Source organism: Paraburkholderia bannensis NBRC 103871, assembly GCF_000685015.1.
Lineage (GTDB): Bacteria > Pseudomonadota > Gammaproteobacteria > Burkholderiales > Burkholderiaceae > Paraburkholderia > Paraburkholderia bannensis.
In genome coordinates this window covers 53,732-73,144 of sequence record NZ_BAYA01000019.1, presented here as the reverse complement: position 1 = coordinate 73,144, position 19,413 = coordinate 53,732, and the positions used below count along the sequence as shown (strand labels likewise).

Below are 19,413 nucleotides of genomic sequence, written 5' to 3'. Positions count from 1 at the left end.
GCTTCGCCTTTGCGCGGGCAAACTCGTCCCCATAAAAAACATCATGAAAAAGCACCTCAACATTACGCCGTCGTTCCGGGTTTCACGTTTGGGCGCCGCCGCGCTGCTGGCCTTCGCGTTTTCGCCTGCGGCGTTCGCACAAGCGAGCGACGCGGCCGCGCCGGCCGCACCGCCAGGTCTTTGGGATCGCGCGACCCTGTTCGGCGACATGGGTGGGCTGCGTCCCTGGCTCGGCGATCGCGGGATCTCGTTCGGCTTGCAGGAGACCAGCGAGTACCTGAACAATCTCTCGGGCGGGATTCATCGCGGCGGGGCTTACGACGGGCTCACCGAAATGAGCGTCGGCGTGGATACGCAAAAGGCCTTCGGCTTGCCGGGCGGCATCTTCAATGTGTCGGCGTTGCAGATTCACGGCACGAATCTCACGCAGCGCAATCTGCTAGCGTTGCAGCCCGCTTCGGGTATTGAAGCCGATGCGACGACGCGTCTGTGGGAACTCTGGTACCAGCAGGGTTTCGCGGGCGGCAAGGCCGACGTGAAGATCGGCCAGCAAAGTCTCGACCAGGAGTTCATGACGAGCCAGTACGCCAATACGTTCATGAACGCGACCTTCGGCTGGCCGGTGCTGCCGTCGGTCGACATGCCGGCAGGCGGCCCCGCGTATCCGCTTTCGGCGCTGGGCGTGCGCCTGCGCGCCATGCCGACCGACACGTTGACGGTGCTGACGGGCGTGTTCGACGGCAATCCGTCGGGCAACGGGACGGGCGACCCGCAAAAGCTCAACGCACACGGCACCAATTTCAACCTGCACGATGGCGCGCTCTTTATCGGCGAAGTGCAATATGCGCTCAATCCCGCGCCGTCCGATGCGGCTGCGGCAAAGACATCAGGATTGCCAGGCACTTACAAGCTGGGATTCTGGTACGACACGACGCAGTTTGCCGATCAGCGTTTCGATAACACTGGTCTTTCTCTGGCGAATCCGGCAAGCACCGGCGTGCCGCGCCTGCATAAAGGCGACTACGGCGTTTATGCGGTCGCAGATCAGATGATCTGGCGTCCCGCTGCGGACAGCCCGCAATCGCTGGGTGTTTTCGCGCGCGTGATGGCCGCGCCCGGCGACCGCAATCTCGTCGACCTGGCCGTGAATGCCGGCGTGAGCCTGAAGGCGCCGTTCAAGGGCCGCGACAACGATGTGGTGGGGCTGGCCGTGGGATACGCGCAGATCGGTTCCCACGCGCGGGATCTGGCGAGCGACACGGCCGCCGTGACGCCGGGGTATCCATCGCGCAGTGCGGAAACCGTGCTTGAAGCGACGTATCAATACCAGGTCGCGCCGTGGTGGCAGGTTCAGGCCGACTTCCAGTACCTGTTCAGGCCGGCGGGTGGCATTCCCGATCCGCAGAATGCCACGCGCCGTGTGGGAGACGAGGCGATCGTCGGCGTGCGCACGACGATCGCATTCTGATGCTGAAGGCGTCCGTAGGGACGCCGCAGAATTACCAGGCAGCGGCCCAGTGGCCCGGAATCCATTCCCAATGGTTGCCTTCCCAGCGGTAATGGCCCTTGACCCAGTGGTAGCCGGGTTGGGGCGCGTGCGGCACGACTTCGACGCGCGGCGGCGGTTGCGCGGGCCGCGCGGGTTCGACCACGCAGGCGGACAGCAGGACGGCGCTGATGAGTGCGGCGAAAACGAGTTTTGTTTTCACAGTGTATTCCTCCTTGATGACGGTTTTAATTGGCTTGAGTTATGGTGCGAGACTTCGGTAAATGAATTTTGGATGCCGAAGTAAATGGTCTCCTCGCACTGAATCCGTCACTTGCTGCTGGCAGATCGTTGGCATCAGGCACGCACGAGTCCTGTGATGGGCCGCGTCGCGCCGGCTTGCGAAAATAGCGTGGCTGCTGTGCGTTGCGGGTCGAGCCGCAGGGCTTCTGCGGCGGCGCCCGCAATCAGGCCGTCGAGTGCGGCAGTCGGTTTGAGGTCGCGCGATTCATAGAGGTCGCCCGGACGCAGGCCGGGCCAGTCGGCGATCACGCGCCCGCCCGCAACGGCGCCGCCCGTCAGCATCGCCACCGATCCCTGGCCGTGATCGGTGCCGCCGGTGCCGTTGGCCGCCGCCGTGCGGCCGAACTCGGTCGCCACGAGCACGGTCGTGTTGTCCCACACCGGCCCGAGGTTGTCGCGCAGCGCCGCGACCATGGTGTCGAGCGCCTTCAACTGGTTCGACAGGCGTGCGTTCTGCGCGCTATGCGTGTCCCAGCCGCCGGTTTCGATCATGGCGATACGCGGGCCGTCCGCACGCGCGAGAAAGCCGGCCGCGAGCTTGCCGACGCTCGCGGGATCCTGTCGCGCGCTCGCGTCGCCTGCCAGTCCGCGCGCCGTCATCGCCGAATTCCATAAGCCATGCAATTGCGCATCGCCTTCATAGAGCGCGGAGACGCGCGTGAGCAGATCGTCGGACGCAGCCGGCAGCGCGGAAGGCGCATACGAAGTTGCGCGCGCCGAACCGCGCAACGCGAGCGGCATGGTCGGCGCGAGCGCGATGGCGTTTTCGCGCGTGCCGCCCACTTGCGCGACGAGGCGGTTGAGCCAGCCGTCCTTCACCTGATAGGGCGCGCGCCCACCAGTCTCCAGCACGTTCTGGCCGTCGAAGTGCGAGCGGTCGCGATACGGCGACGCCACTGCATGCACGAACAGCGCCTGGCCCGTCTTGTACATCTGTGCGGTCTGTGCGAGCGAGGGATGCAGGGCAAACGTGCCGTCGAGTTTCGTGGCGTTCGCGCTGTCGATGGCGAGCGCGCCGCGCAGGCCCGCATAAGCGGGCTCGGCGTACGGGACGACGATATTGAGGCCGTCCGCCGCGCCGCGCTGGATCACGAAGACGAAGCGGCGGTCGGTGGCGGCGCTGGCAAACACGATCTGCGGCGCGACGAGCATGGCGCCTGCGCCAGCAGCGGCGACGCGCAGGAAATGGCGACGGGAGAGCATGGCGGTTATCTCCGCAAAAAGTCAGGCGAAACGAGCAACAGGGCGAGCGCGGTGGGCGCGCTTTCTGCATGGGCGACGGCGGTGGCGGTGGCCGGCGTCAACGTGCCGGGCAATACCGTGGGTGCAAGCTCGCGCGCGTCGATGCGGTCGCCCACGCGCGCGGCGAAACGCTGCGCGACTTCGACGCGCCTGACCAGCGCATCGGGCGCGGCCCAGCTTGCGGCGATATCGTCGTAGCCCGCGGGCGACCCTGGCCGCCAGATGGGCTGGCCCAGTTGCGTGAGCAGCGGCGCGGCCTTGAGGTCGCCAAGGTCGCGCCAGCCAAGCGCGCGCATCGACGACACCGTCCATTCCCACGGCGTCTTGAATTTGGCGTCGGGCGCGGCCCACGCTTCGGGCGCCGTTGCCAGCGCGTGATAGACCGTGGGCAGGTCGCCGCCGCTTTGCTCGAAGGCCTGCGCGAGACGTTCGGTGAGCGCAGGAGGCGGGTTGTCGGCGACGAAGTGGCGTACCAGCTGAAAGGCGACATGGCGGCTAGTGGCGCTCGCGCGGGCGAGGTCGTGCAGGATCGCACGGGCCTGTAGTTCGCCATCCTGATCATATTGGCGGCCCATCACCGTGCGCGTGCCCGGCTCGTGCAAGGCGGGGCGGAACACGAACGATCCGGGCGGCGCATTGCCCGGCTGCGGGCCGCGCGCGGCGGCCACGCTCCAGCCGGTCAGGGCCCGCGCGAATTCGGTCACGTCTTCTTGCGTATAGCCGGTGCGCACGCCCAGCGTGTGCAGTTCCATGATCTCGCGCGCGAGGTTCTCGTTGAGGCCGCGCTTGTGGGCAGGATCGCGTTGATCGGCGCGCAGTGCGGCGCGGCTGTCCGGCCCGACCGAGCGGGCCTGGTCGAGAAAGAGCTGCATCGCCGGATGTTGCTCGACGGCCACCAGCATGTCCTCGAAATTGCCGAGCACGTGCGGGCGGATCGCTTCCATTTCGAACGCACCGGCCAGGCCCGCGATGGCCGCCTTGTCGACGGACACGGCAAAGTGATTCGACCAGAAGTGGACAAGGCGCTCGACGAAGGGCGTATCGGTTTGCAGCGCGCTGGTGAGGCGCGCGTTGACCGCGCTGCGATAGACGTCGGCGCCTTCGCGGCGGATGGCGCGATTGACGGCCTGACGGGCGGCCTGTGGGTTCGATGCGGCGTCGCTGTTCGCGGTCTGGGTTTGTGCGTTGCTGGCTGCGTTATCGGCCATGCCTTGCTGGCGTTCCTCGCCAAAGCGCGTGGCGAGCGCGACCGCGCCGGGTTCGTCGCGCCACGCGGCAGGCAGCGGCGCGTAGTGCGCGAACTGGTCGAGCAGCCAGCGTTGCGGATCGGCGGGCGGTGCTTCGCCAGCGCGCGCACCCAGGCCGAAGCGGTTCATCGCGATCGCGGCGTCGCGGGCGGTGGGCGGGCTGTCCATGCGCGTTCCTCGTCAGGGCAGTGAAGGGCGATTAAGGGCGTTCGTTGTGCGGCTTACTGTCCTTAAACGCGGCCCGCGCAAGAATCCGTCGCTGTCCTGCCGATATTTTTATTGCCTTCGGTTACCGGGCCGAAATACGGGGCGATTACTGCGTCTGTTGCGCCGCGCTTGCCTGCGATTCGGCCTTGCGCTTTTGCGGCGGCAGACGCCATTGCCCGCTGCGCTCCAGGCCTTCGACAAACTTCACGCGTTCCTCGGGCGTGAGCGTGGCCGCGTAATCGGCGACGCCGCTTTCGACTTTCGCGCGCAACGCGCTATCGGACGCCCGCGTGCGTGCGAGCGCGGCATCGAGCGCCGCGCGGTCGAAATTCGGCGCGGCCAGCAGGTCGAGCACCTGACGGCGATCGTCGCGGGCGGCGCGCGCATCGTCGCGGCCTTCGCGGCGCGCGGCCTTCAGGGCATCGACGAATTGCTGCTGCCTGTCCGGCGAAAGATAGTCGGTGGCGAAGCGCAGCGCCGCGCGTTGCGCGGGTTGCCCCTGTATGGGCGCCTGCGCCTGCGTGACGTCGCGCGAGGCGAACCAGCGCCACGCGCCGCCCGCAATCCCGCCGAGCAGAAATACATTGAGCAGGACGGATCCCGCAATCAGCACCTTCAACGAGCGTGCGTTCATTCATCACCCCAATCGGCGTTCGAACCGCCGAAACTCGTACCCAGATAGCTGCTTTCGTGCGTGGCTTCATGCAGCAGCTCTTGTTGTGCGCCGTGGCCGCTCGCGAGCGTGTTGCCCGCGAGCATGACCGACATCGCCACCGCTCCAGCAACGGCGCCCGCCAACCCGACGCCCGCGAACGCCGCTCCCGACCACCAGAAGCGCCTGCGCCGCGTGCGATCCGCGTTGGCCTGCACCGGCACGGCCACGGGCGCGCTCTCGACGATCTGCTCGAAGAGCGCGCGCGAGGGCGGCGCGACCATGTCGCGTGCGAGCCAGGCGTCCAGTTCCAGCGCCGCTTCGAGCACGGCGTCCGCCTGGTCGCGATGCGCGCGCGCCCACGCGAGCGCATCGGCGCGCTCAAGCTGCGGCCAGCGGCGCGGGTCGGCGCCATAGGCTTCGACGAGTGTGTGGAATCGTTCGGGTGTCATGCTCGATCCTTGCCGGGCCCTTCGCCGGCCAGTTGTGCGCGCAGGGTGCGCCGCGCGCGCGCCAGCAGGCTTTCGAGCGCATCGACTGTGATGTCCATGAGCGCGGCCGCCTCGGCGTTCGAAAGCTCCTGATAATAAGTGAGCACGAGAGCCTCGCGCTGACGCACCGGCAACGCAGCCAGCGCGTCGCGCACGCGGGCGTCGCGTGAACGGGACTCCATGCGTTCGTCGGGGCGCGCGGCCGGATCGGCCACTTCGTTCAAGGCGTCGGCGTCGGGCGCGAGCGTCTCGCGCTGGCCGCGCAGGCGGTCATAGCAGAGGTTGAGCGCGACGCGGTGCAGCCACGTGTCGAATTTCGCCTCGCCGGTGCGCCAGTGCGGCGCCTGTTTCCAGATACGCATGAACGCCTCCTGGGCCACGTCTTCGGCTTCCATGCGGTCGCCCAGCATGCGCGTTGCGAGCGCGAGCAGACGCGGCAGCTTGTTCATGACGAGCGAGCGCACTGCGCCCGCGTCGCGCGCGCCGACGCGGGCGATCAGGTTCGCATCAGGATCCGCTTCGGCGGCCCGTGACGCAGCCGACGCCGGTTCGCGCGCGGATGCGCGCTCCTGTCCGTCGTTCAAGGCGCGGCCCGTCGGCGGCGCGGCGTGCGCGCGCGGATCGGCAGCGGCCTGGGCCGTGCGGGTCTCATCGTCGTGCCCTCCCAGGGCGTGCGCCGGTTCGGGCCGCGCCGCCGTGGCGGCGGCGTCGGCCGGTTCGCGAGCGTTCAATATACGACGACCGCGGGCCGGTAATACGCAGGGCGTGCGGGTTCGACGATGCAGCCCGTGAGAACCGCCGCGGCCAGTGCGATGATAAGCAGAGTCTTCATGATCGGCGCCTTGATCGTCGACTTAGGCCCAATGGCCCGGTACCCAGCGCCAGTTCGGGCCGTGCTCGATCCAGTGGCCCGGCACCCAGCGGTGGCCGACGCGCACGGGCTGCCAGTGGCCCGGCGCCCACACATAGCCGCCGTGGGCCCAGCGCCAGTGGCCCGGATCCCAGGCGTAGCCCGCGCGCGCGGGCGGCACGACTTCCACGCGCGGCGGCGGCGGCGCGTTCGGCGCGACGATGATGGTCTGGGCGATGGCGCTGCCGCCCGCGAGCGCCAGCGTGGCGGCGACGAGCAGCGATCGGAACGACTGAAGCGTCTTGCGGGACATGGAATCCCTCCCGTTGTTCATGAGTTGTTCGTGATGGGCGCACAGCGTTCGTGCGTCCTTGTCACCCTTGAACGGGGGCCGCGGGAGAAATCCGTCGCTATCCGGCGAAATATTTTTCCGGTGCGCTTCGAGTTGCGCTTTCAGGTGCGCTTACAGGTGTGCTTAGTCGCGCCGTGGGCCCGGAAAGTGGGCGCAGGCGTCGATGGCGTCGCGCACGCGGGCCACGGCGGCGTCGCGCAGCGCATTGGCGCGCCAGCCCAGTTCGATCGGGTAGCCGGGCAGCGCGAGCGGGCATTCGACGAGCCGCAGCCCCGTGAGCGCCGCGATGGCGCTGGCGGCGTGGCGCGGAATGGTCGCGACGGCCCGGCTGCCCTTGAGCAGATGCGGCAGCGCGGCGAAGTGCGTGGTCGATGCGATCACGTTGCGCTTCAAGCCCTGTGCGGCCAGTGCTTCATCGACGATGCCGACCACGCCGCCCGAGGACACCAGAATGTGCCCGCGCGCGACGAAGGCTTCGAGCGTGAGCGCGCCGTGGCCCTCGTCCGGCAGCGAAGCCGCATCGACGAGACACGCATAGTCGCCCTGGCCGAGCGAACGATGGCTCAGCCCGCGCGCGCCAAAGCCGCCCGCCGCAATGGCCAGGTCGATCTCCTGGGTGGCCAGGCTGTCGCTCACGATCTGGCTGTAAGTCTGGCGAAAGATCACGCGCAGACCCGGCGCATGGCGCGCGACATGCTCGATGATGGGCTGGCCCAGCGCCAGCTCGAAATCGTCGGAGAGCCCGACGGCCACGGCGCGACCCTGAAAGCTCGCAGGATGCGGCGAGGCAATCGCGAGACTCTGGCGCACGCGATCGAGCGCCTCGGTCACGACGGGCTTGAGCTCGCGCGCGCGGGCGGTGGGCGCGAGGCCGCGGCCGGTCGGCGTGAACAGGCGGTCGTCGTAGAGCACGCGCAGGCGCTTGAGCGCCGCGCTCACGGCGGACTGCGTCATGTCCAGCCGGATCGCGGCGCGGCTGGCGCCGCCTTCTTCGAACAGGGCTTCGAAGATCTTCAGCAGGTTCAGGTCGACGCTGGCGATATCACTGGCAGGCATAGCAGAAAGTGGTGCCGCGCGTGGGCGCGAGGTTGTGACCCCGTCATCATACGGATTCGCCTTGTTATGTGGCTCAACACCAATAACCCCGGATCACGGAGAACCCTCATGCCGAAATCGACTATCGCCGCCTTGCAGATCGGCTCACTGCCGCAGGGCAAGGCCGCCACGCTCGACCATATTCTTTCGTTCGAAGCGGATATCCGCGCTTCGGGCGCCGCGCTCGTCGTCATGCCCGAGGCGTTGCTGGGCGGCTATCCGAAGGGCGAAATCTTCGGCACGCGGCTAGGCTACCGGCTGCCCGAAGGCCGCGAAGCGTTTGCGCGGTACTTCGAGAACGCCATCGACGTGCCGGGCCCGGAAACCGATGCGCTCGCCGCATTGTCGGCACGTTGCGAAGCGTCGATCGTGATTGGCGTGATCGAGCGTGCGGGCAGTTCGCTCTTTTGCACGGCGCTGTTCTTCGATCCGCGCGAGGGGCTGGTGGCGAAGCATCGCAAGCTCATGCCCACGGGCACCGAACGGCTGATCTGGGGGCAGGGCGACGGCTCGACGCTGCCGGTGGTGCAGACCGGCGCGGGCCTTGCGGGCACGGCGATCTGCTGGGAGAACCATATGCCGCTGCTGCGCACGGCCATGTACGCGAAGGGCGTGCAGATCTGGTGCGCGCCGACCGTCGACGAACGCGAGGTCTGGCAGTGCTCCATGCGTCATATCGCGCATGAGGGACGTTGCTTCGTCGTGAGCGCGTGCCAGGTGCAGCCGTCGCCTGCGGCGCTGGGTATCGAGGTGCCGGGCTGGGATCCGGCGCGGCCGCTCATCAACGGCGGCAGCGTGATCGTCGGGCCGCTGGGCGATATTCTTGCCGGGCCGTTGCATGGCGAGACGGGGCTCGTGACGGCGCAGATCGATACCGATGAACTCGTGCGCGCCCGATACGACTTCGACGTGACGGGGCATTATGCGCGGCCCGACGTGTTTTCGCTGACGGTCGACGAGCGGGCGAAGCGCACGGTGAATTTTGTGGGCGATTGAGGTCGTCGCCCTAGTGGTGCAGATAGTTTGGATGACTGATTAACTGACGTGGCATAGGGGGCGCGCATTATTGTCGCCGCTGTCAGTCATTGATGCGTGTTTGGGCATTGATCGCAGCGCCCGGCTCTGTCAGGCTCCCGGATGGCCCGCGCCATGCCGCCGGCCCTTGTCCATCACACGCGTAATCCATGTCTGCACCCCAATCCCTCGCGCCGCTCAGCGGCGGCAAGCTCGCGCTCGGCACGGTGGCCGTGTCGCTGGCGATGTTCATGAACGTGCTCGATTCGTCGATTGCCAACGTCGCGATCCCGACGATCTCGGGCGACCTCGGCGTGTCGGTCGACGAAGGCACGTGGGTCATCACCATCTTCGCGGCGGCCAATGCCGTCTCCATTCCGCTGACCGGCTGGCTCACGCAACGCTTCGGCACTGTGAAGCTATTCGTCAGTTCTATCCTGCTGTTCGTGCTTGCCTCGTGGCTGTGCGGCATCGCGCCCAATCTGCCCACGCTGCTCGGCGCACGGATTCTGCAAGGCGTCGTGGCCGGGCCGCTCGCGCCGCTTTCGCAGGCGCTGCTGCTGGGCTCGTGGCCCAAACAGAAGTCGTCGACCGCGCTCGCGCTCTGGTCGATGACGGCGCTGGTCGGCCCGATCGCCGGGCCGTCGCTGGGCGGCTGGATCACGTACGACTACAACTGGTCGTGGATCTTCTATATCAACATTCCCGTGGGCCTGTTCGCCGCCGCGATCACGTGGGCGATCTATCGCGAGCGCGAATCGGCCACGCGGCGCATGCCGATCGACGGCGTCGGCCTGATGCTGCTGGTCGTCTGGGTGGCGTCGTTGCAGATCATGCTCGACAAGGGCAAGGATCTCGCGTGGTTCGACTCGCCGCTGATCGTCGCGCTTGGACTGATCGCGCTGGTGGGCTTCGCGTTCTTCATCGTGTGGGAACTCACTGCAGACAATCCGGTGGTCGATATTCGCCTCTTCACGCAGCGCAATTTTGCTGGCGGGACGATTTCGATTTCGGTGGCCTACGGCATGTTCTTCGGCACGCTGGTGCTGCTGCCCCAATGGATGCAGGGCTATCTGGGCTATCGCGCCGTGGATTCGGGGCTGGCGACCGCGCCGCTGGGCGTATTCGCGGTGTTGCTTACGCCTATCATCGGCCGGCTGCTGCCGCGCAGCGACCCGCGCTACATCGCAACGGTCGCCTTTGTAGGCTTCGCGGTGGTCTTCATGATGCGCACGCAGTTCTATACCGATGTTTCGCACTGGGACATCGTGTTGCCCACGCTGCTGCAAGGCATTCCGATGGCGATGTTCTTCGTGCCGCTCACCTCGATCATTCTCTCGGGCCTGCCGCCCGAAAAGATTCCTGCTGCGGCCGGGCTGTCGAACTTCGCGCGCACGTTCTGCGGCGCGGTGGGCACGTCGCTGATCGGCAACGCGTTCAACGATCGCACGATCCTGCATCACGCGCGCCTCACCGAGCAGGCGAACCCGACCAATCCGGTCTTCACGCAGCAGATGGACACGCTGCACGGCGCGCTGCATCTGAGCGGCGACTCGGCCTATGCGCTCTTCAACAACTCGGTGGATTCGCAGGCTGCGGTGATGGGCCTGAACGACATCTTCTATATCTCGGCGATCATCTTTATCGCCATCATTCCGCTGATCTGGATTACGCGACCTTCGCGTAGCGCTGCCGATGCGTCGAGCGCGGCGGGCGCGCATTAATAACGGTCTTTATCACGCGCTTAAAGCGCGGATTTACAACCCGTAATCGAGTGTTACGGGTTGTAAATTAACTGGCGGATTTTCCGGGAGCCGGTGTGCCGATTATCGGTGCGCCGGCTTTTTCTCGTCCGGAGGCTTTCAGGATGGTGACGGGCCACAAATAAAAATGGGGTGGCCGCAGACTCGGCCACCCCATTAGTCCTTGGCAACTGTTCCGGAGTTACCACAGAGGGCGAAATATTAGCATAGGGGTTGAGTCCAAATTGAGCTTCTTTTGACAATAATCAAATTCACTAACTTGACAACAGCGTCGCGTGATTGCCACAGCTGTGTGACAGCCAGATGACGAACGCAGTAGGAATTTTCCCTTTTGAGACAAGGTTTTAAGCGCCAAAAACTCGATATTTCCATATTTCGCAAATATCTGTTCCACCGTGTAAATCATCCGCTTTACCGTCTGTGGCACTTAAACTTCGCCGGAGATTGCGGGATGGCACCTATACCCGGAGCCGTCTCATTGCGATCTGCAAGTCAAAGCAAGTCAAGCAAGTTTATTTAGGAAAGTCATGAAGAACACTCTGATCATCGCGGGCGTCCTGAGCGCGTTCGCAGTTTCGGCTCACGCACAAAGCAGCGTCACGCTGTACGGTTCGCTGGATGCGGGTATCGTCTACGCGAACAACGCTGGCGGCCACTCGGCATGGAACCAGGGCAGCGGCTCGCTGTCGGACACGTACTTCGGCCTGAAGGGCAGCGAAGACCTGGGCGGCGGTCTGCATGCAGTCTTCACGTTGGAAAACGGCTTCAACCTGGGCAACGGCAAGCAGTCGGAAAGCAACACGATGTTCAACCGTCAAGCGTTCGTCGGTCTGCAAAGCGACCGTTTCGGCACGCTGACGCTGGGCCGCCAGTACGACTCGATGGTTGACTTCCTGTCGCCGCTGTCGGAAGCAGGCGCTGGCTACGGCAACAACCTGGCCGCTCACCCGTTCGACAACGACAACCTCGACCACTCGTTCTCGATCAAGAACGCAGTGAAGTACACGAGCGTCAACTACGCTGGCTTCAAGTTCGGCGGCCTGTACGGCTTCAGCAACGACGCTGGCCAGTTCTCGAACAACCGCGCATGGAGCGTTGGTGCTTCGTACAACAACGGCCCGCTGAACGCATCGGCAGCTTACCTGCAGATGAACAACTCGATTAACCAGTCGAACCAGTCGAGCGGCGCAGTCAACGCAGGCAACAGCAGCAACTTCAACCTGACGGCGCAAACGCAGCGCACGATGGGTGCTGGCGTGAACTACACGTACGGCCCGGCAACGGTCGGCTTCGTGTGGACCCACACGCAATACGAAAACCTGCTGGCTGGCTCGCAAGACGGCGCAGCGACGAACTTCGTCGTTCCGACCGGCACGAACCTGCACCTCGACAACTTCGAGCTGAACGGCCGTTACGCACTGACCCCGGCCCTGAGCCTGGACGCTTCGTACACGTTCACGGACGGCAAGCTGAAGAGCTCGGCTGGTTCGACCGATCCGAAGTGGCAAACGGCTTCGCTGCAAGCTGACTACTCGCTGTCGAAGCGCACCGACGTGTACGTCGAAGGCGTCTACCAGCACGCTTCGGGCTCGTTCGGCAATGGCCGTGCGAACGTTGCTATGATCAACACGCTGTCGCCGTCGACCTCGCAAAACCAGGTCGCTGCAACGGTTGGTCTGCGTCACCGCTTCTAATCGAAGCCTGACTGCTTCATACGCAGGCTGAATAGCGCGCGCGGCGGATCGGCCGGTTCGCCCGCGCGTTAGACGGCAAGCGTCACAGCTGGCCCGTCGTGCGAAATGTGCTCACAAGGCATGTTTCGCCGACGGGCCGGTTGCGTTTTGGGCCTTGTTTTATAGGGCCATTGTTGCTTCGAAAGCCCCGCGATAGCGGCGCGCCAGGTCGTCTGCTGTGTGGCGAAGTAGTGCGGCGTCCGTTTGCAATGCAGCGCCGATCGCCTCCGCCAGTTCTTCTCCATTCGCCGTTGCGGCGACTTTCCGTGGCTCCCATGTCGCTGCAAAAGCGGCTTGTTTGGGCGGCTGCAATCTCTCCTCTCTGTGCACGATATTGACGCGCGGTATCGCGCAGGCCATCGCCACGATCCTGCCGTGCAGGCTGCTGCCAGCGTAGACGCGGCTCGATGCGATCAGCGCGCAGATGTCCCAGATGTTCGGCGAATCGAATAACGTGGTCTGCGCGGGAAGACGCTGCTGCAGGCGCGCGTATGCGTCGAGGTCGTCGTGCCACGGCGCAGCGCCTGCACGAAACAGGACGATGGCGAGGCCATGCTCCTTCGCGACACGCGAGAGTTCGCGCGCCAGCACGTCGAGCATGGCGTCGTCGCCAAAACTTGCGTCGAATTGAATGGCCGCGTAGCCCTGTGGGAAAGCGTCGACGATGGCGCGTGCCGCATGAGCGCGCAGGCGTGCGCCAAATAATTCGGCGACCATCACGGCAGGATCGGGGATCAGCGCCGCGTCGATGCCCCGCGCGCGCAGATGAGCGTGTGTCCGGCGATCGCGCACGCTGACTTGATCGGCTTGCTTGAGTTTGTCGATGACTTCGTCGCGAAAGGCCTCGTCACGACGATCGAGGCCCGCGCCGCCCATCGCATGAAAGATCAAGCACGAGCGATGCAATGCGGCTTTAGAAAGGACATAAGGCGCGCGAGCCGCCAGGCCGAGGTGACGTTGCGACCACGCAAGCGGATCGGCCTTCCATGTGTTTTCCTCGGCAATGAGCGCCGGCACGCGCTGCGGCGGTGCAAGCATCACCGCGGCTTCCCATGCATCGCAGGTCAATAGCTCACCGCCCGCGTGAACGAGATCGAACGCGTAGCCGCTGGCGGCGATTTCATCGATGGCGATGATTCGATGTCCGCCGAACGCGCGCAGGTCACGCGCAGCAAGCCCTGCAAAATGAACCTCGCGTGGGGCAAGCATGTGCGAGAGCACATGAGGAAACAATAGATCGCCGAGATTGTGGCGATCGAACGCACCGAATAGAACGACGGGAGCAGTCGAGGGCATGGGCGCCGCTCCTGATGAGCCGGACGCCTTCGATACTACGCCACTGATCCACTGATCCACCGATTGCGCGCCGCTGCGAACCGCCTTAATCTGGGGCGCTTGAACCCACGAGAGGAGCGAACATGCAGGCGCTACCTTTGCGACTGTCGCCTGGCGATGACCTGCGCGATGCGCTTGGCCGTGCGATCCAGCAGCAGCGCGTGAACGCGGTCTATGTCGTGCAGGGGATCGGCAGCCTGAGCGCCGTGGCATTGCGCTACGCGGGTATCGATGAGCCCACGACAATGTACGGAGACTACGAAATTCTCACGCTGGCGGGCACGTGGTCGCCCGATGGCCCGCACCTGCATATGAGCGTGTCCGATGCGCAGGGACGTGTCTCTGGCGGTCACGTCGCGCACGGCTGTATCGTTCGCACCACGGCGGAAGTGCTGGTGATGCTGCTGCCGGGTTTTCGCTTTGCGCGCGAGCATGATGCGCAGACGGGTTTTACGGAACTCGTCGTACGCAAGGACGAATAGAAAAACGGCGGAGCGCCGGTCATCACGACCATTCGCTCCGCCGCATTCACGAATTGAATTCGGGCTTTCGCCCGAATCGTTCGAATCATCAGAACTTCAGGCGCATGCCTGCTGCCACCACGGCCTGCGTGTTGCTCGACGAAGCCGCGAGGTTGTAGATCGACGCATTGCCCAGCACCGAGATGCCGTTGGCGCCCGAAACGCGCTGGTACACGCCTTCGAGGTACAGGTCGGTGCGCTTCGAGAGTGCGTAGTCGGCCTGCAGCATGAACTGGTTCCAGTGCGGCGACGCATTGCCCGACGTGCGGCTCAGCGAACCGTCCGTGTACACGTACGAGCCGCCCAGGCTGAATTGCGGCGTGAGCTGGTAGCGGCCGTTCAGTTCGAAGTTGTTGAACGTCAGGTAGTCGGCGGAGAACGAGTTAAGCGAGCCGCCTTGCGCGATTTCCGTCGGCGAAGCGATCATCGAGCGCGTGAACACGAGGCCGACCTTGGCCGCGCCGATCGTGTAGCTGCCGCCCGCGCCCAGCGTGCGGGTGCGGTTCGAGACGAAGATCGGATCGTTGTCGGTGTTGGTGCCTGCCGACAATGCGCCGCTCGTGGTCGAGCCCGGTTCGTTGCCCTGGAAGTACGCGACCGCCAGGTTGATCGGGCCGCCGTTCCACGATGCGCCGAACGTGTAGGCGCTGTTCTGCGCGAACGCGCCGCCCGCGTTGCTGAACGCATAGGCCGCTTCGGCCTGGAAGCCCGCGTAGGTCGCGCTGCGGAACTTGATCGCATTGTTCATGCGGACGTCGTTGTTCAGGTTGTCGTTGTCGAACGGGTGATCGGCAATGTTGCCGCCGAAGCCCGAACCGGTTGCCGACATCGGCGCGATCATGTCGACCAGCGCGTCGTACTGGCGGCCCAGCGTGAGCGTGCCGTACTGGTCGCTCGACAGGCCCACCCAGGCCTGCCGGCCGAACATATAGCCGCCGTTCGAGCCCTTGCCGGTCACGGTCGAGAAGCCGTTTTCAAGGTCGAAGATCGCCTTGAGGCCGCCGCCCAGGTCCTCGGCGCCGCGCAGGCCCCAGCGGCTCGTGCTGACGTTGCCGGACTGCATGCCATACGTAGCGCCGTGACCTGCCGACGATTTCTGGTTGCTGATGTAGTCGAGACCCGCATCGACCGTGCCGTACAGGGTGACGCTGCTTTGCGCGTGCGCCATCGACGACGCAGCCAGGGTGGCGAGCGCGAGAGTATTCAACAACGCTTTTTTCATGTCGGTTCCGTAGTAGAAAGATAAGTCACCATGCGTATGGACGAGCGTGTGGTTAGGAGTCCAATTCACATGGTTCGCAGCGATGCAGCAGGAACCGAGAATTTAAGGAAATGCAATTACAGGTACATGTCGAAAATGGCCTGCAAAATGAAACTTGGTTTAGGTTTTTGACATGAAAAATTTAAGTGCGAGTCAATCGCAAAGCCGGGAAAGGCCGATGAAAGCGGATGGATGCGCGGGCGAATGCCGCGCGGCGGGGCTGAACCGTTAAATGTCTTTGGCTATCCTGGGCGTCGAGGCGGGGCCTGCGCTGCCATCGCGGCAACGCAGGCCCGCACCGCTAATCGACGATCTTCTTCGCGACGAACACCCCGAGCAGCAGGAATGCAACGCACAGGATGAGGAAGATAAAGAACAGGATCTTGGCGATGGCGGCCGCGCCTGCGGCGACGCCCGTGAAGCCGAGCAGGGCCGCAATGACGGCCACGATAGCAAAGAACAGGGCCAGTTTCAGCATTTCGATTTTCTCCTCGCGTGTGGGCGGCGCCAGGCGCTCGCCAGGACTGGGCTGATTGGATGCTGTAAGGTGGCAGCAAGCGGTGTGCCCGGCCCGGCCCGGCTCGCGAACGAAAATCCCGCTCAACGTACCGGGCGTGCCGCCAGGGCTCCCAGGCTTCCCGGGAACGGCACGAACGCCAGGCTGCAATCGACTGGCGGATTGGCCGCGCCGCTTGCCGATTGCGTGAGCGTCACGCTGCTGCCCAGGCCTTGCAGCGGCAGCGTCGTGCCGCCCGCACCGACGGCGATCTGCGCGTCGGCGGCCACGATGGACAGCGGCGCGACATCGGCCACCACGTTATTCAGCGTGATTTGCAGCGGATTGATCACCGGCGGATTCGGCAAACCGCTCGCGCCCGCCGACCAGCCCTTGCCCGCGAGAATCGGGCTCGTCGTATTGAAGCCCTGGAACGTATAGCCCGATGCATTGACGATGCGGATGCCGTCAAGATTGATATTGCGGAAGTTCGGATAGAGCCCGGCATTGGTCGTCGCGCTGTAGTAGGGCGAGAAAATCAGCGCCTGCGGTTTCAGGGAGGCCGTGGGATCCGCCGTGCGAATACAGACGTTCGAATAATTGATATTGGCGATCAGCCCGCTGCGGCTCCAGTCCGATTTGATGCGCAGGCCGTTGTCTGCGCCGTCCATGACGAGGTCGTAGACATTCACGTTGCTCACGCTCGGATAGGTGCCATCGACGGCGGTGACATCGGTATTGGCCGTTCCGTTGTCCGAACCCGCGGACTCGCTGCCGATCGACATGCCGTGGCCTTCGTAGAAGTGGCTGTGCGCGACGGTGACGTTGTAGGTGCGGCCATTGACGGCGCCCGTGCCGCCCTTGATGGCCATGTTGTCGTCGCCGGTGCGGATCGACGTGTAGGCGACGAGGATATTGCTGGCGTCGCCGCTGAGCTTGCCGGGGTTGCCAGGATTGCTCGTGATCGGCCCGGAACTGGCGGGGTCGATGCCATCGGTGTTCTTCGCGTTGAGCGTGCTGTAGGGCGCGCCCAGGTAGTTCGTCATGGCCTCGTAGGCGGCGGTCGGCGTGAAGATCTTGACGCCCCACGCGACGAAACCGTCGATGCCGCTGGGCACGACATGGAACTTGGGCGCGTTCTGCAGCGTGATGCGGTAGAGCGTGAAGTTGCGGCCGTTGTTGACCTGGATGAGGCGCGGATTGTTCTGCGAGGCGTTCTGCACGACGTTGGCCTGCCAGCCGATATCCCACCAGCTCATGGCGCTGCCGTCGGGCCGCTTGAGCAAGGCCGGATCGCCGGCAATGCTGCTGACGAGCGGGCTGCCGCCGCGACCGTCGATGACGCCGTCGCCCATCACCGCGCTGTTGGCCGTTTTGGCCGCGGTGATGAGCGCGTTGCAACCGTTGTCGCTCGCGGTGATCAGGCCGCAGCTTGCCGTGCCTTTGGTCTTGTCGTACTGACGCGGGTCGCGCGAGGCGTACAGCGTGACGCCGCTGTCAATCCAGAGCGTGACGCCGCTCGGCAGGTTGAGCGGGCCTGAGAGAAACGCGTTCGCGCCGCCGGGGCCCGCGACCAGATGCACGGCCTTGTTGGTGGCGATGCCCGTGCTGGCGGCGTTGGTGCAACTGGTGAGCGCGGCCTGGAGGCGCGACGTGTCGGGCGCGGTGTCGGCGGCGTCGGCGCTGTCGGGCAGCAGGCCGTTGGGCTGGGCGGTGAGGTTGGCGTTCAGCGTTGCGCAGACCTGGCTGGCGGCGGGCAGTGTGGGTTCGGGCGGCAGTGCGCTGTCCGCGGTCGTCGTGCCGACCTGGAAGCCGGCGGCAGTGGGCGTCGCTGGCGTGGTGCTACCCGTTGCGTCGCTGGCGGGCGTGGCGGGCGTACCGGATGCAGGCGTTGCAGCCGCGTCGCTTGCAGCGGGCGAACTATCCGCGCTCTGGCTCGCCGATGCGGCCACGGACGCTGACGTGCTGTTTTCGACGTTGCCGTTGCTGCCGTTACTGGACGCTGATGGCCCCGCGCCGCCGCACGCGGTAAGCGCGAGCGCCGCGCTCATGGCGCACATCACGCCAGGCAGCGTCGATGCGATTCGCGGGCGCGGCGCATCGGCGCGTTCAGGAAAACCAGGGGCGTTGCCGGAGGAGGGGATTGCCATGTGTGATCTCGTCGGAGAGCGTGGGGAGTGCGGGGAAGCGCGGAGATCGGCAAGCCACTCATCTGACAATGCGCTTGCTGCCGCCAGGTTGTCTTACAACGGTGCGTAGTGTAAGGATCCGACGAAGCGACATCACACCTGGTAGATGCCCTGAGATTTTTTCAGGATGACTGAGGAAAAATTGCGCCGTTATGCGCGATGGCAATGCTGGGTGCTCGCAATCGATGAGGCGATCAGGCGGTATGGCTTGCCTGGCATCAATGCATGCGTGCGTTGATGACGGGATATTCTGCTGCACTCATGACTCAGCGCAACGTGAATTGAATCTGGCGCAAATGCTGGCAGCGATGCGGGACAGCGTTTAGCGCGACAGCGCCAATAACGAATTCGCCCAGATCAACTCGACGCCGCATCGCGTCTTTCTTTGATCGAGCACAAACCCCGAAAAACGGCCCGTCGCGCTGGAGGGGCGCGCGACGGGCCAAACCGGCGCCGTACAGGGGCGGCGCCGTCCGAGGGAAGGGAACGCCCAAGCGCTCAGAGGTGGCAGACGCCGTCCACATAGGCCTTGCGCCAGCGGACGATGCTCACGCGCTCGAACAGGTCGGCGTGCGAGAACGGGTCTTGGGCGATGAACGCTTCGGCGGCTTCGCGCGTCTCGACATCGACGATATAGATGCCGCCGCCCGCACTCGATCCATCGTCGTTGAGCTTGGCGCCGCAGGCGAGCAGCAGCGTCTTGTGCTGCGCGAGAAAGTCCAGATGCAGGTCGCGTTCGCGCGCGCGCACGTGAGCATGATCGGGCTTGTCGAATGTCTCGATGAGAAACGGCATCGTGTGGTTCCGGCTAATCGTTCGGGCTTCGGTTCGGCTTTTTTTCGGCGTTTTTTCGGCGTTCAGTTCGGTGCGATCGCCGAAGGATGCTGTGCAAGCGGCGTCACGCTGATCTTCATGAACGGAAACAGCGGCAGCGCGGACAGCAGCGTGTGCAGCTCGTCATTCGATTCCACGTCGAACACGCTGTAATTGGCGTATTCGCCCGCGACGCGCCACAGATGACGCCATTTGCCTTCGTGCTGAAGCCGCTGCGAGAAGGCCTTTTCTTCGGCCTTGAGTTTGTCGGCGTACGCGGCGTCGGTGCCGTGCGGAATCTGCACCTGCATGTGCACGAGATACAGCATGGTTAATCTCCGATGAATAAGAATGTCAGAAAGC

Annotated in this window: 19 protein-coding genes; 5 read left to right on the top strand and 14 right to left on the bottom strand. The window is 64.8% G+C overall.

Annotated elements, in window-relative coordinates:
- Positions 1-43 precede the first annotated feature (43 nt).
- Entirely contained in the window at positions 44-1,468 is a 1,425-nt protein-coding gene (locus BBA01S_RS26350) for a carbohydrate porin (protein ID WP_042297936.1), read from the top strand.
- Between the two features lie 31 nt (positions 1,469-1,499).
- Here BBA01S_RS26350 and BBA01S_RS26345 read toward each other — a convergent pair whose 3' ends face one another.
- The 8 genes from BBA01S_RS26345 to BBA01S_RS26305 form a co-directional block, all read right to left on the bottom strand.
- Positions 1,500-1,709 (bottom strand): YXWGXW repeat-containing protein, encoded by a 210-nt coding sequence (locus BBA01S_RS26345; RefSeq protein ID WP_027819057.1) that lies wholly within the window; start codon positions 1,707-1,709, stop codon positions 1,500-1,502.
- A 134-nt stretch (positions 1,710-1,843) separates the two neighbouring features.
- Complete coding sequence (locus BBA01S_RS26340) at positions 1,844-2,992, bottom strand: DUF1501 domain-containing protein (protein WP_042297935.1); 1,149 nt, start codon at positions 2,990-2,992, stop codon at positions 1,844-1,846.
- Between the two features lie 5 nt (positions 2,993-2,997).
- Positions 2,998-4,446 (bottom strand): DUF1800 domain-containing protein, encoded by a 1,449-nt coding sequence (locus tag BBA01S_RS26335; RefSeq protein WP_027819055.1) that lies wholly within the window; start codon positions 4,444-4,446, stop codon positions 2,998-3,000.
- Positions 4,447-4,591: 145 nt separating this feature from the next.
- A complete protein-coding gene (locus BBA01S_RS26330) occupies positions 4,592-5,119 on the bottom strand; it encodes a periplasmic heavy metal sensor (RefSeq protein WP_027819054.1) in 528 nt (175 codons plus the stop codon).
- Entirely contained in the window at positions 5,116-5,589 is a 474-nt protein-coding gene (locus BBA01S_RS26325) for a hypothetical protein (RefSeq protein ID WP_027819053.1), read from the bottom strand. The genes BBA01S_RS26330 and BBA01S_RS26325 overlap by 4 nt, the downstream gene beginning before the upstream one ends.
- Positions 5,586-6,359, bottom strand: a complete 774-nt coding sequence (locus tag BBA01S_RS26320) for an RNA polymerase sigma factor (protein WP_084162560.1) — start codon at positions 6,357-6,359, stop codon at positions 5,586-5,588. The genes BBA01S_RS26325 and BBA01S_RS26320 overlap by 4 nt, the downstream gene beginning before the upstream one ends.
- Before the next feature lie 123 nt (positions 6,360-6,482).
- Positions 6,483-6,791: a YXWGXW repeat-containing protein gene (locus tag BBA01S_RS26310; protein WP_027819050.1), complete on the bottom strand. Its 309-nt coding sequence runs from the start codon at positions 6,789-6,791 to the stop codon at positions 6,483-6,485.
- 162 nt (positions 6,792-6,953) lie between these two features.
- A complete protein-coding gene (locus tag BBA01S_RS26305; RefSeq protein WP_027819049.1) occupies positions 6,954-7,886 on the bottom strand; it encodes a LysR substrate-binding domain-containing protein in 933 nt (310 codons plus the stop codon).
- A gap of 108 nt (positions 7,887-7,994) precedes the next feature.
- Between BBA01S_RS26305 and BBA01S_RS26300 the strand changes: the two genes are divergently transcribed.
- The 3 genes from BBA01S_RS26300 to BBA01S_RS26290 all read left to right on the top strand — a co-directional run bounded on the left by BBA01S_RS26300 (position 7,995) and on the right by BBA01S_RS26290 (position 12,396).
- A complete protein-coding gene (locus BBA01S_RS26300; protein ID WP_027819048.1) occupies positions 7,995-8,921 on the top strand; it encodes a carbon-nitrogen hydrolase family protein in 927 nt (308 codons plus the stop codon).
- Between the two features lie 188 nt (positions 8,922-9,109).
- Positions 9,110-10,663: a DHA2 family efflux MFS transporter permease subunit gene (locus BBA01S_RS26295; RefSeq protein WP_027819047.1), complete on the top strand. Its 1,554-nt coding sequence runs from the start codon at positions 9,110-9,112 to the stop codon at positions 10,661-10,663.
- Between the two features lie 566 nt (positions 10,664-11,229).
- Positions 11,230-12,396, top strand: a complete 1,167-nt coding sequence (locus BBA01S_RS26290; RefSeq protein ID WP_027819046.1) for a porin — start codon at positions 11,230-11,232, stop codon at positions 12,394-12,396.
- Between the two features lie 159 nt (positions 12,397-12,555).
- Here the strand turns inward: BBA01S_RS26290 and BBA01S_RS26285 are convergent, their stop codons facing one another.
- The gene (locus tag BBA01S_RS26285; RefSeq protein ID WP_027819045.1) at positions 12,556-13,731 is read right to left on the bottom strand and encodes a polysaccharide pyruvyl transferase family protein; all 1,176 of its coding nucleotides are present in this window, start codon (positions 13,729-13,731) and stop codon (positions 12,556-12,558) included.
- A 122-nt stretch (positions 13,732-13,853) separates the two neighbouring features.
- Between BBA01S_RS26285 and BBA01S_RS26280 the strand changes: the two genes are divergently transcribed.
- Positions 13,854-14,252 carry a PPC domain-containing DNA-binding protein gene (locus BBA01S_RS26280; protein WP_027819044.1) on the top strand — a complete coding sequence of 133 codons (399 nt, stop codon included), beginning with the start codon at positions 13,854-13,856 and terminating at the stop codon, positions 14,250-14,252.
- Positions 14,253-14,340: 88 nt separating this feature from the next.
- On the opposite strand, the gene BBA01S_RS26275 is transcribed toward BBA01S_RS26280, so the two are convergent.
- From BBA01S_RS26275 to catC, 5 genes are all read right to left on the bottom strand, one after another.
- Positions 14,341-15,513, bottom strand: a complete 1,173-nt coding sequence (locus BBA01S_RS26275; protein WP_027819043.1) for a porin — start codon at positions 15,511-15,513, stop codon at positions 14,341-14,343.
- 340 nt (positions 15,514-15,853) lie between these two features.
- Positions 15,854-16,030, bottom strand: coding sequence for a DUF1328 domain-containing protein (locus BBA01S_RS46125; RefSeq protein ID WP_027819042.1), 177 nt, complete (start codon positions 16,028-16,030; stop codon positions 15,854-15,856).
- A 122-nt stretch (positions 16,031-16,152) separates the two neighbouring features.
- A complete protein-coding gene (locus BBA01S_RS42890) occupies positions 16,153-18,198 on the bottom strand; it encodes a glycoside hydrolase family 28 protein (RefSeq protein ID WP_084162559.1) in 2,046 nt (681 codons plus the stop codon).
- Positions 18,199-18,735: 537 nt separating this feature from the next.
- Entirely contained in the window at positions 18,736-19,032 is a 297-nt protein-coding gene (locus tag BBA01S_RS26260; RefSeq protein ID WP_027819041.1) for a YciI family protein, read from the bottom strand.
- A gap of 62 nt (positions 19,033-19,094) precedes the next feature.
- A complete protein-coding gene (gene catC, locus BBA01S_RS26255) occupies positions 19,095-19,379 on the bottom strand; it encodes a muconolactone Delta-isomerase (protein WP_027819040.1) in 285 nt (94 codons plus the stop codon).
- Positions 19,380-19,413: the final 34 nt, after the last annotated feature.

Coding starts and splice junctions, on each gene's coding strand:
- BBA01S_RS26350 (WP_042297936.1), top strand. CDS start 44: ATGAAAAAGCACCTCAACATTACGCCGTCGTTCCGGGTTTCACGTTTG.
- BBA01S_RS26340 (WP_042297935.1), bottom strand. CDS start 2,992: ATGCTCTCCCGTCGCCATTTCCTGCGCGTCGCCGCTGCTGGCGCAGGC.
- BBA01S_RS26335 (WP_027819055.1), bottom strand. CDS start 4,446: ATGGACAGCCCGCCCACCGCCCGCGACGCCGCGATCGCGATGAACCGC.
- BBA01S_RS26330 (WP_027819054.1), bottom strand. CDS start 5,119: ATGAACGCACGCTCGTTGAAGGTGCTGATTGCGGGATCCGTCCTGCTC.
- BBA01S_RS26325 (WP_027819053.1), bottom strand. CDS start 5,589: ATGACACCCGAACGATTCCACACACTCGTCGAAGCCTATGGCGCCGAC.
- BBA01S_RS26310 (WP_027819050.1), bottom strand. CDS start 6,791: ATGTCCCGCAAGACGCTTCAGTCGTTCCGATCGCTGCTCGTCGCCGCC.
- BBA01S_RS26305 (WP_027819049.1), bottom strand. CDS start 7,886: ATGCCTGCCAGTGATATCGCCAGCGTCGACCTGAACCTGCTGAAGATC.
- BBA01S_RS26300 (WP_027819048.1), top strand. CDS start 7,995: ATGCCGAAATCGACTATCGCCGCCTTGCAGATCGGCTCACTGCCGCAG.
- BBA01S_RS26295 (WP_027819047.1), top strand. CDS start 9,110: ATGTCTGCACCCCAATCCCTCGCGCCGCTCAGCGGCGGCAAGCTCGCG.
- BBA01S_RS26290 (WP_027819046.1), top strand. CDS start 11,230: ATGAAGAACACTCTGATCATCGCGGGCGTCCTGAGCGCGTTCGCAGTT.
- BBA01S_RS26285 (WP_027819045.1), bottom strand. CDS start 13,731: ATGCCCTCGACTGCTCCCGTCGTTCTATTCGGTGCGTTCGATCGCCAC.
- BBA01S_RS26280 (WP_027819044.1), top strand. CDS start 13,854: ATGCAGGCGCTACCTTTGCGACTGTCGCCTGGCGATGACCTGCGCGAT.
- BBA01S_RS26275 (WP_027819043.1), bottom strand. CDS start 15,513: ATGAAAAAAGCGTTGTTGAATACTCTCGCGCTCGCCACCCTGGCTGCG.
- BBA01S_RS46125 (WP_027819042.1), bottom strand. CDS start 16,030: ATGCTGAAACTGGCCCTGTTCTTTGCTATCGTGGCCGTCATTGCGGCC.
- BBA01S_RS42890 (WP_084162559.1), bottom strand. CDS start 18,198: ATGGCAATCCCCTCCTCCGGCAACGCCCCTGGTTTTCCTGAACGCGCC.
- BBA01S_RS26260 (WP_027819041.1), bottom strand. CDS start 19,032: ATGCCGTTTCTCATCGAGACATTCGACAAGCCCGATCATGCTCACGTG.
- catC (WP_027819040.1), bottom strand. CDS start 19,379: ATGCTGTATCTCGTGCACATGCAGGTGCAGATTCCGCACGGCACCGAC.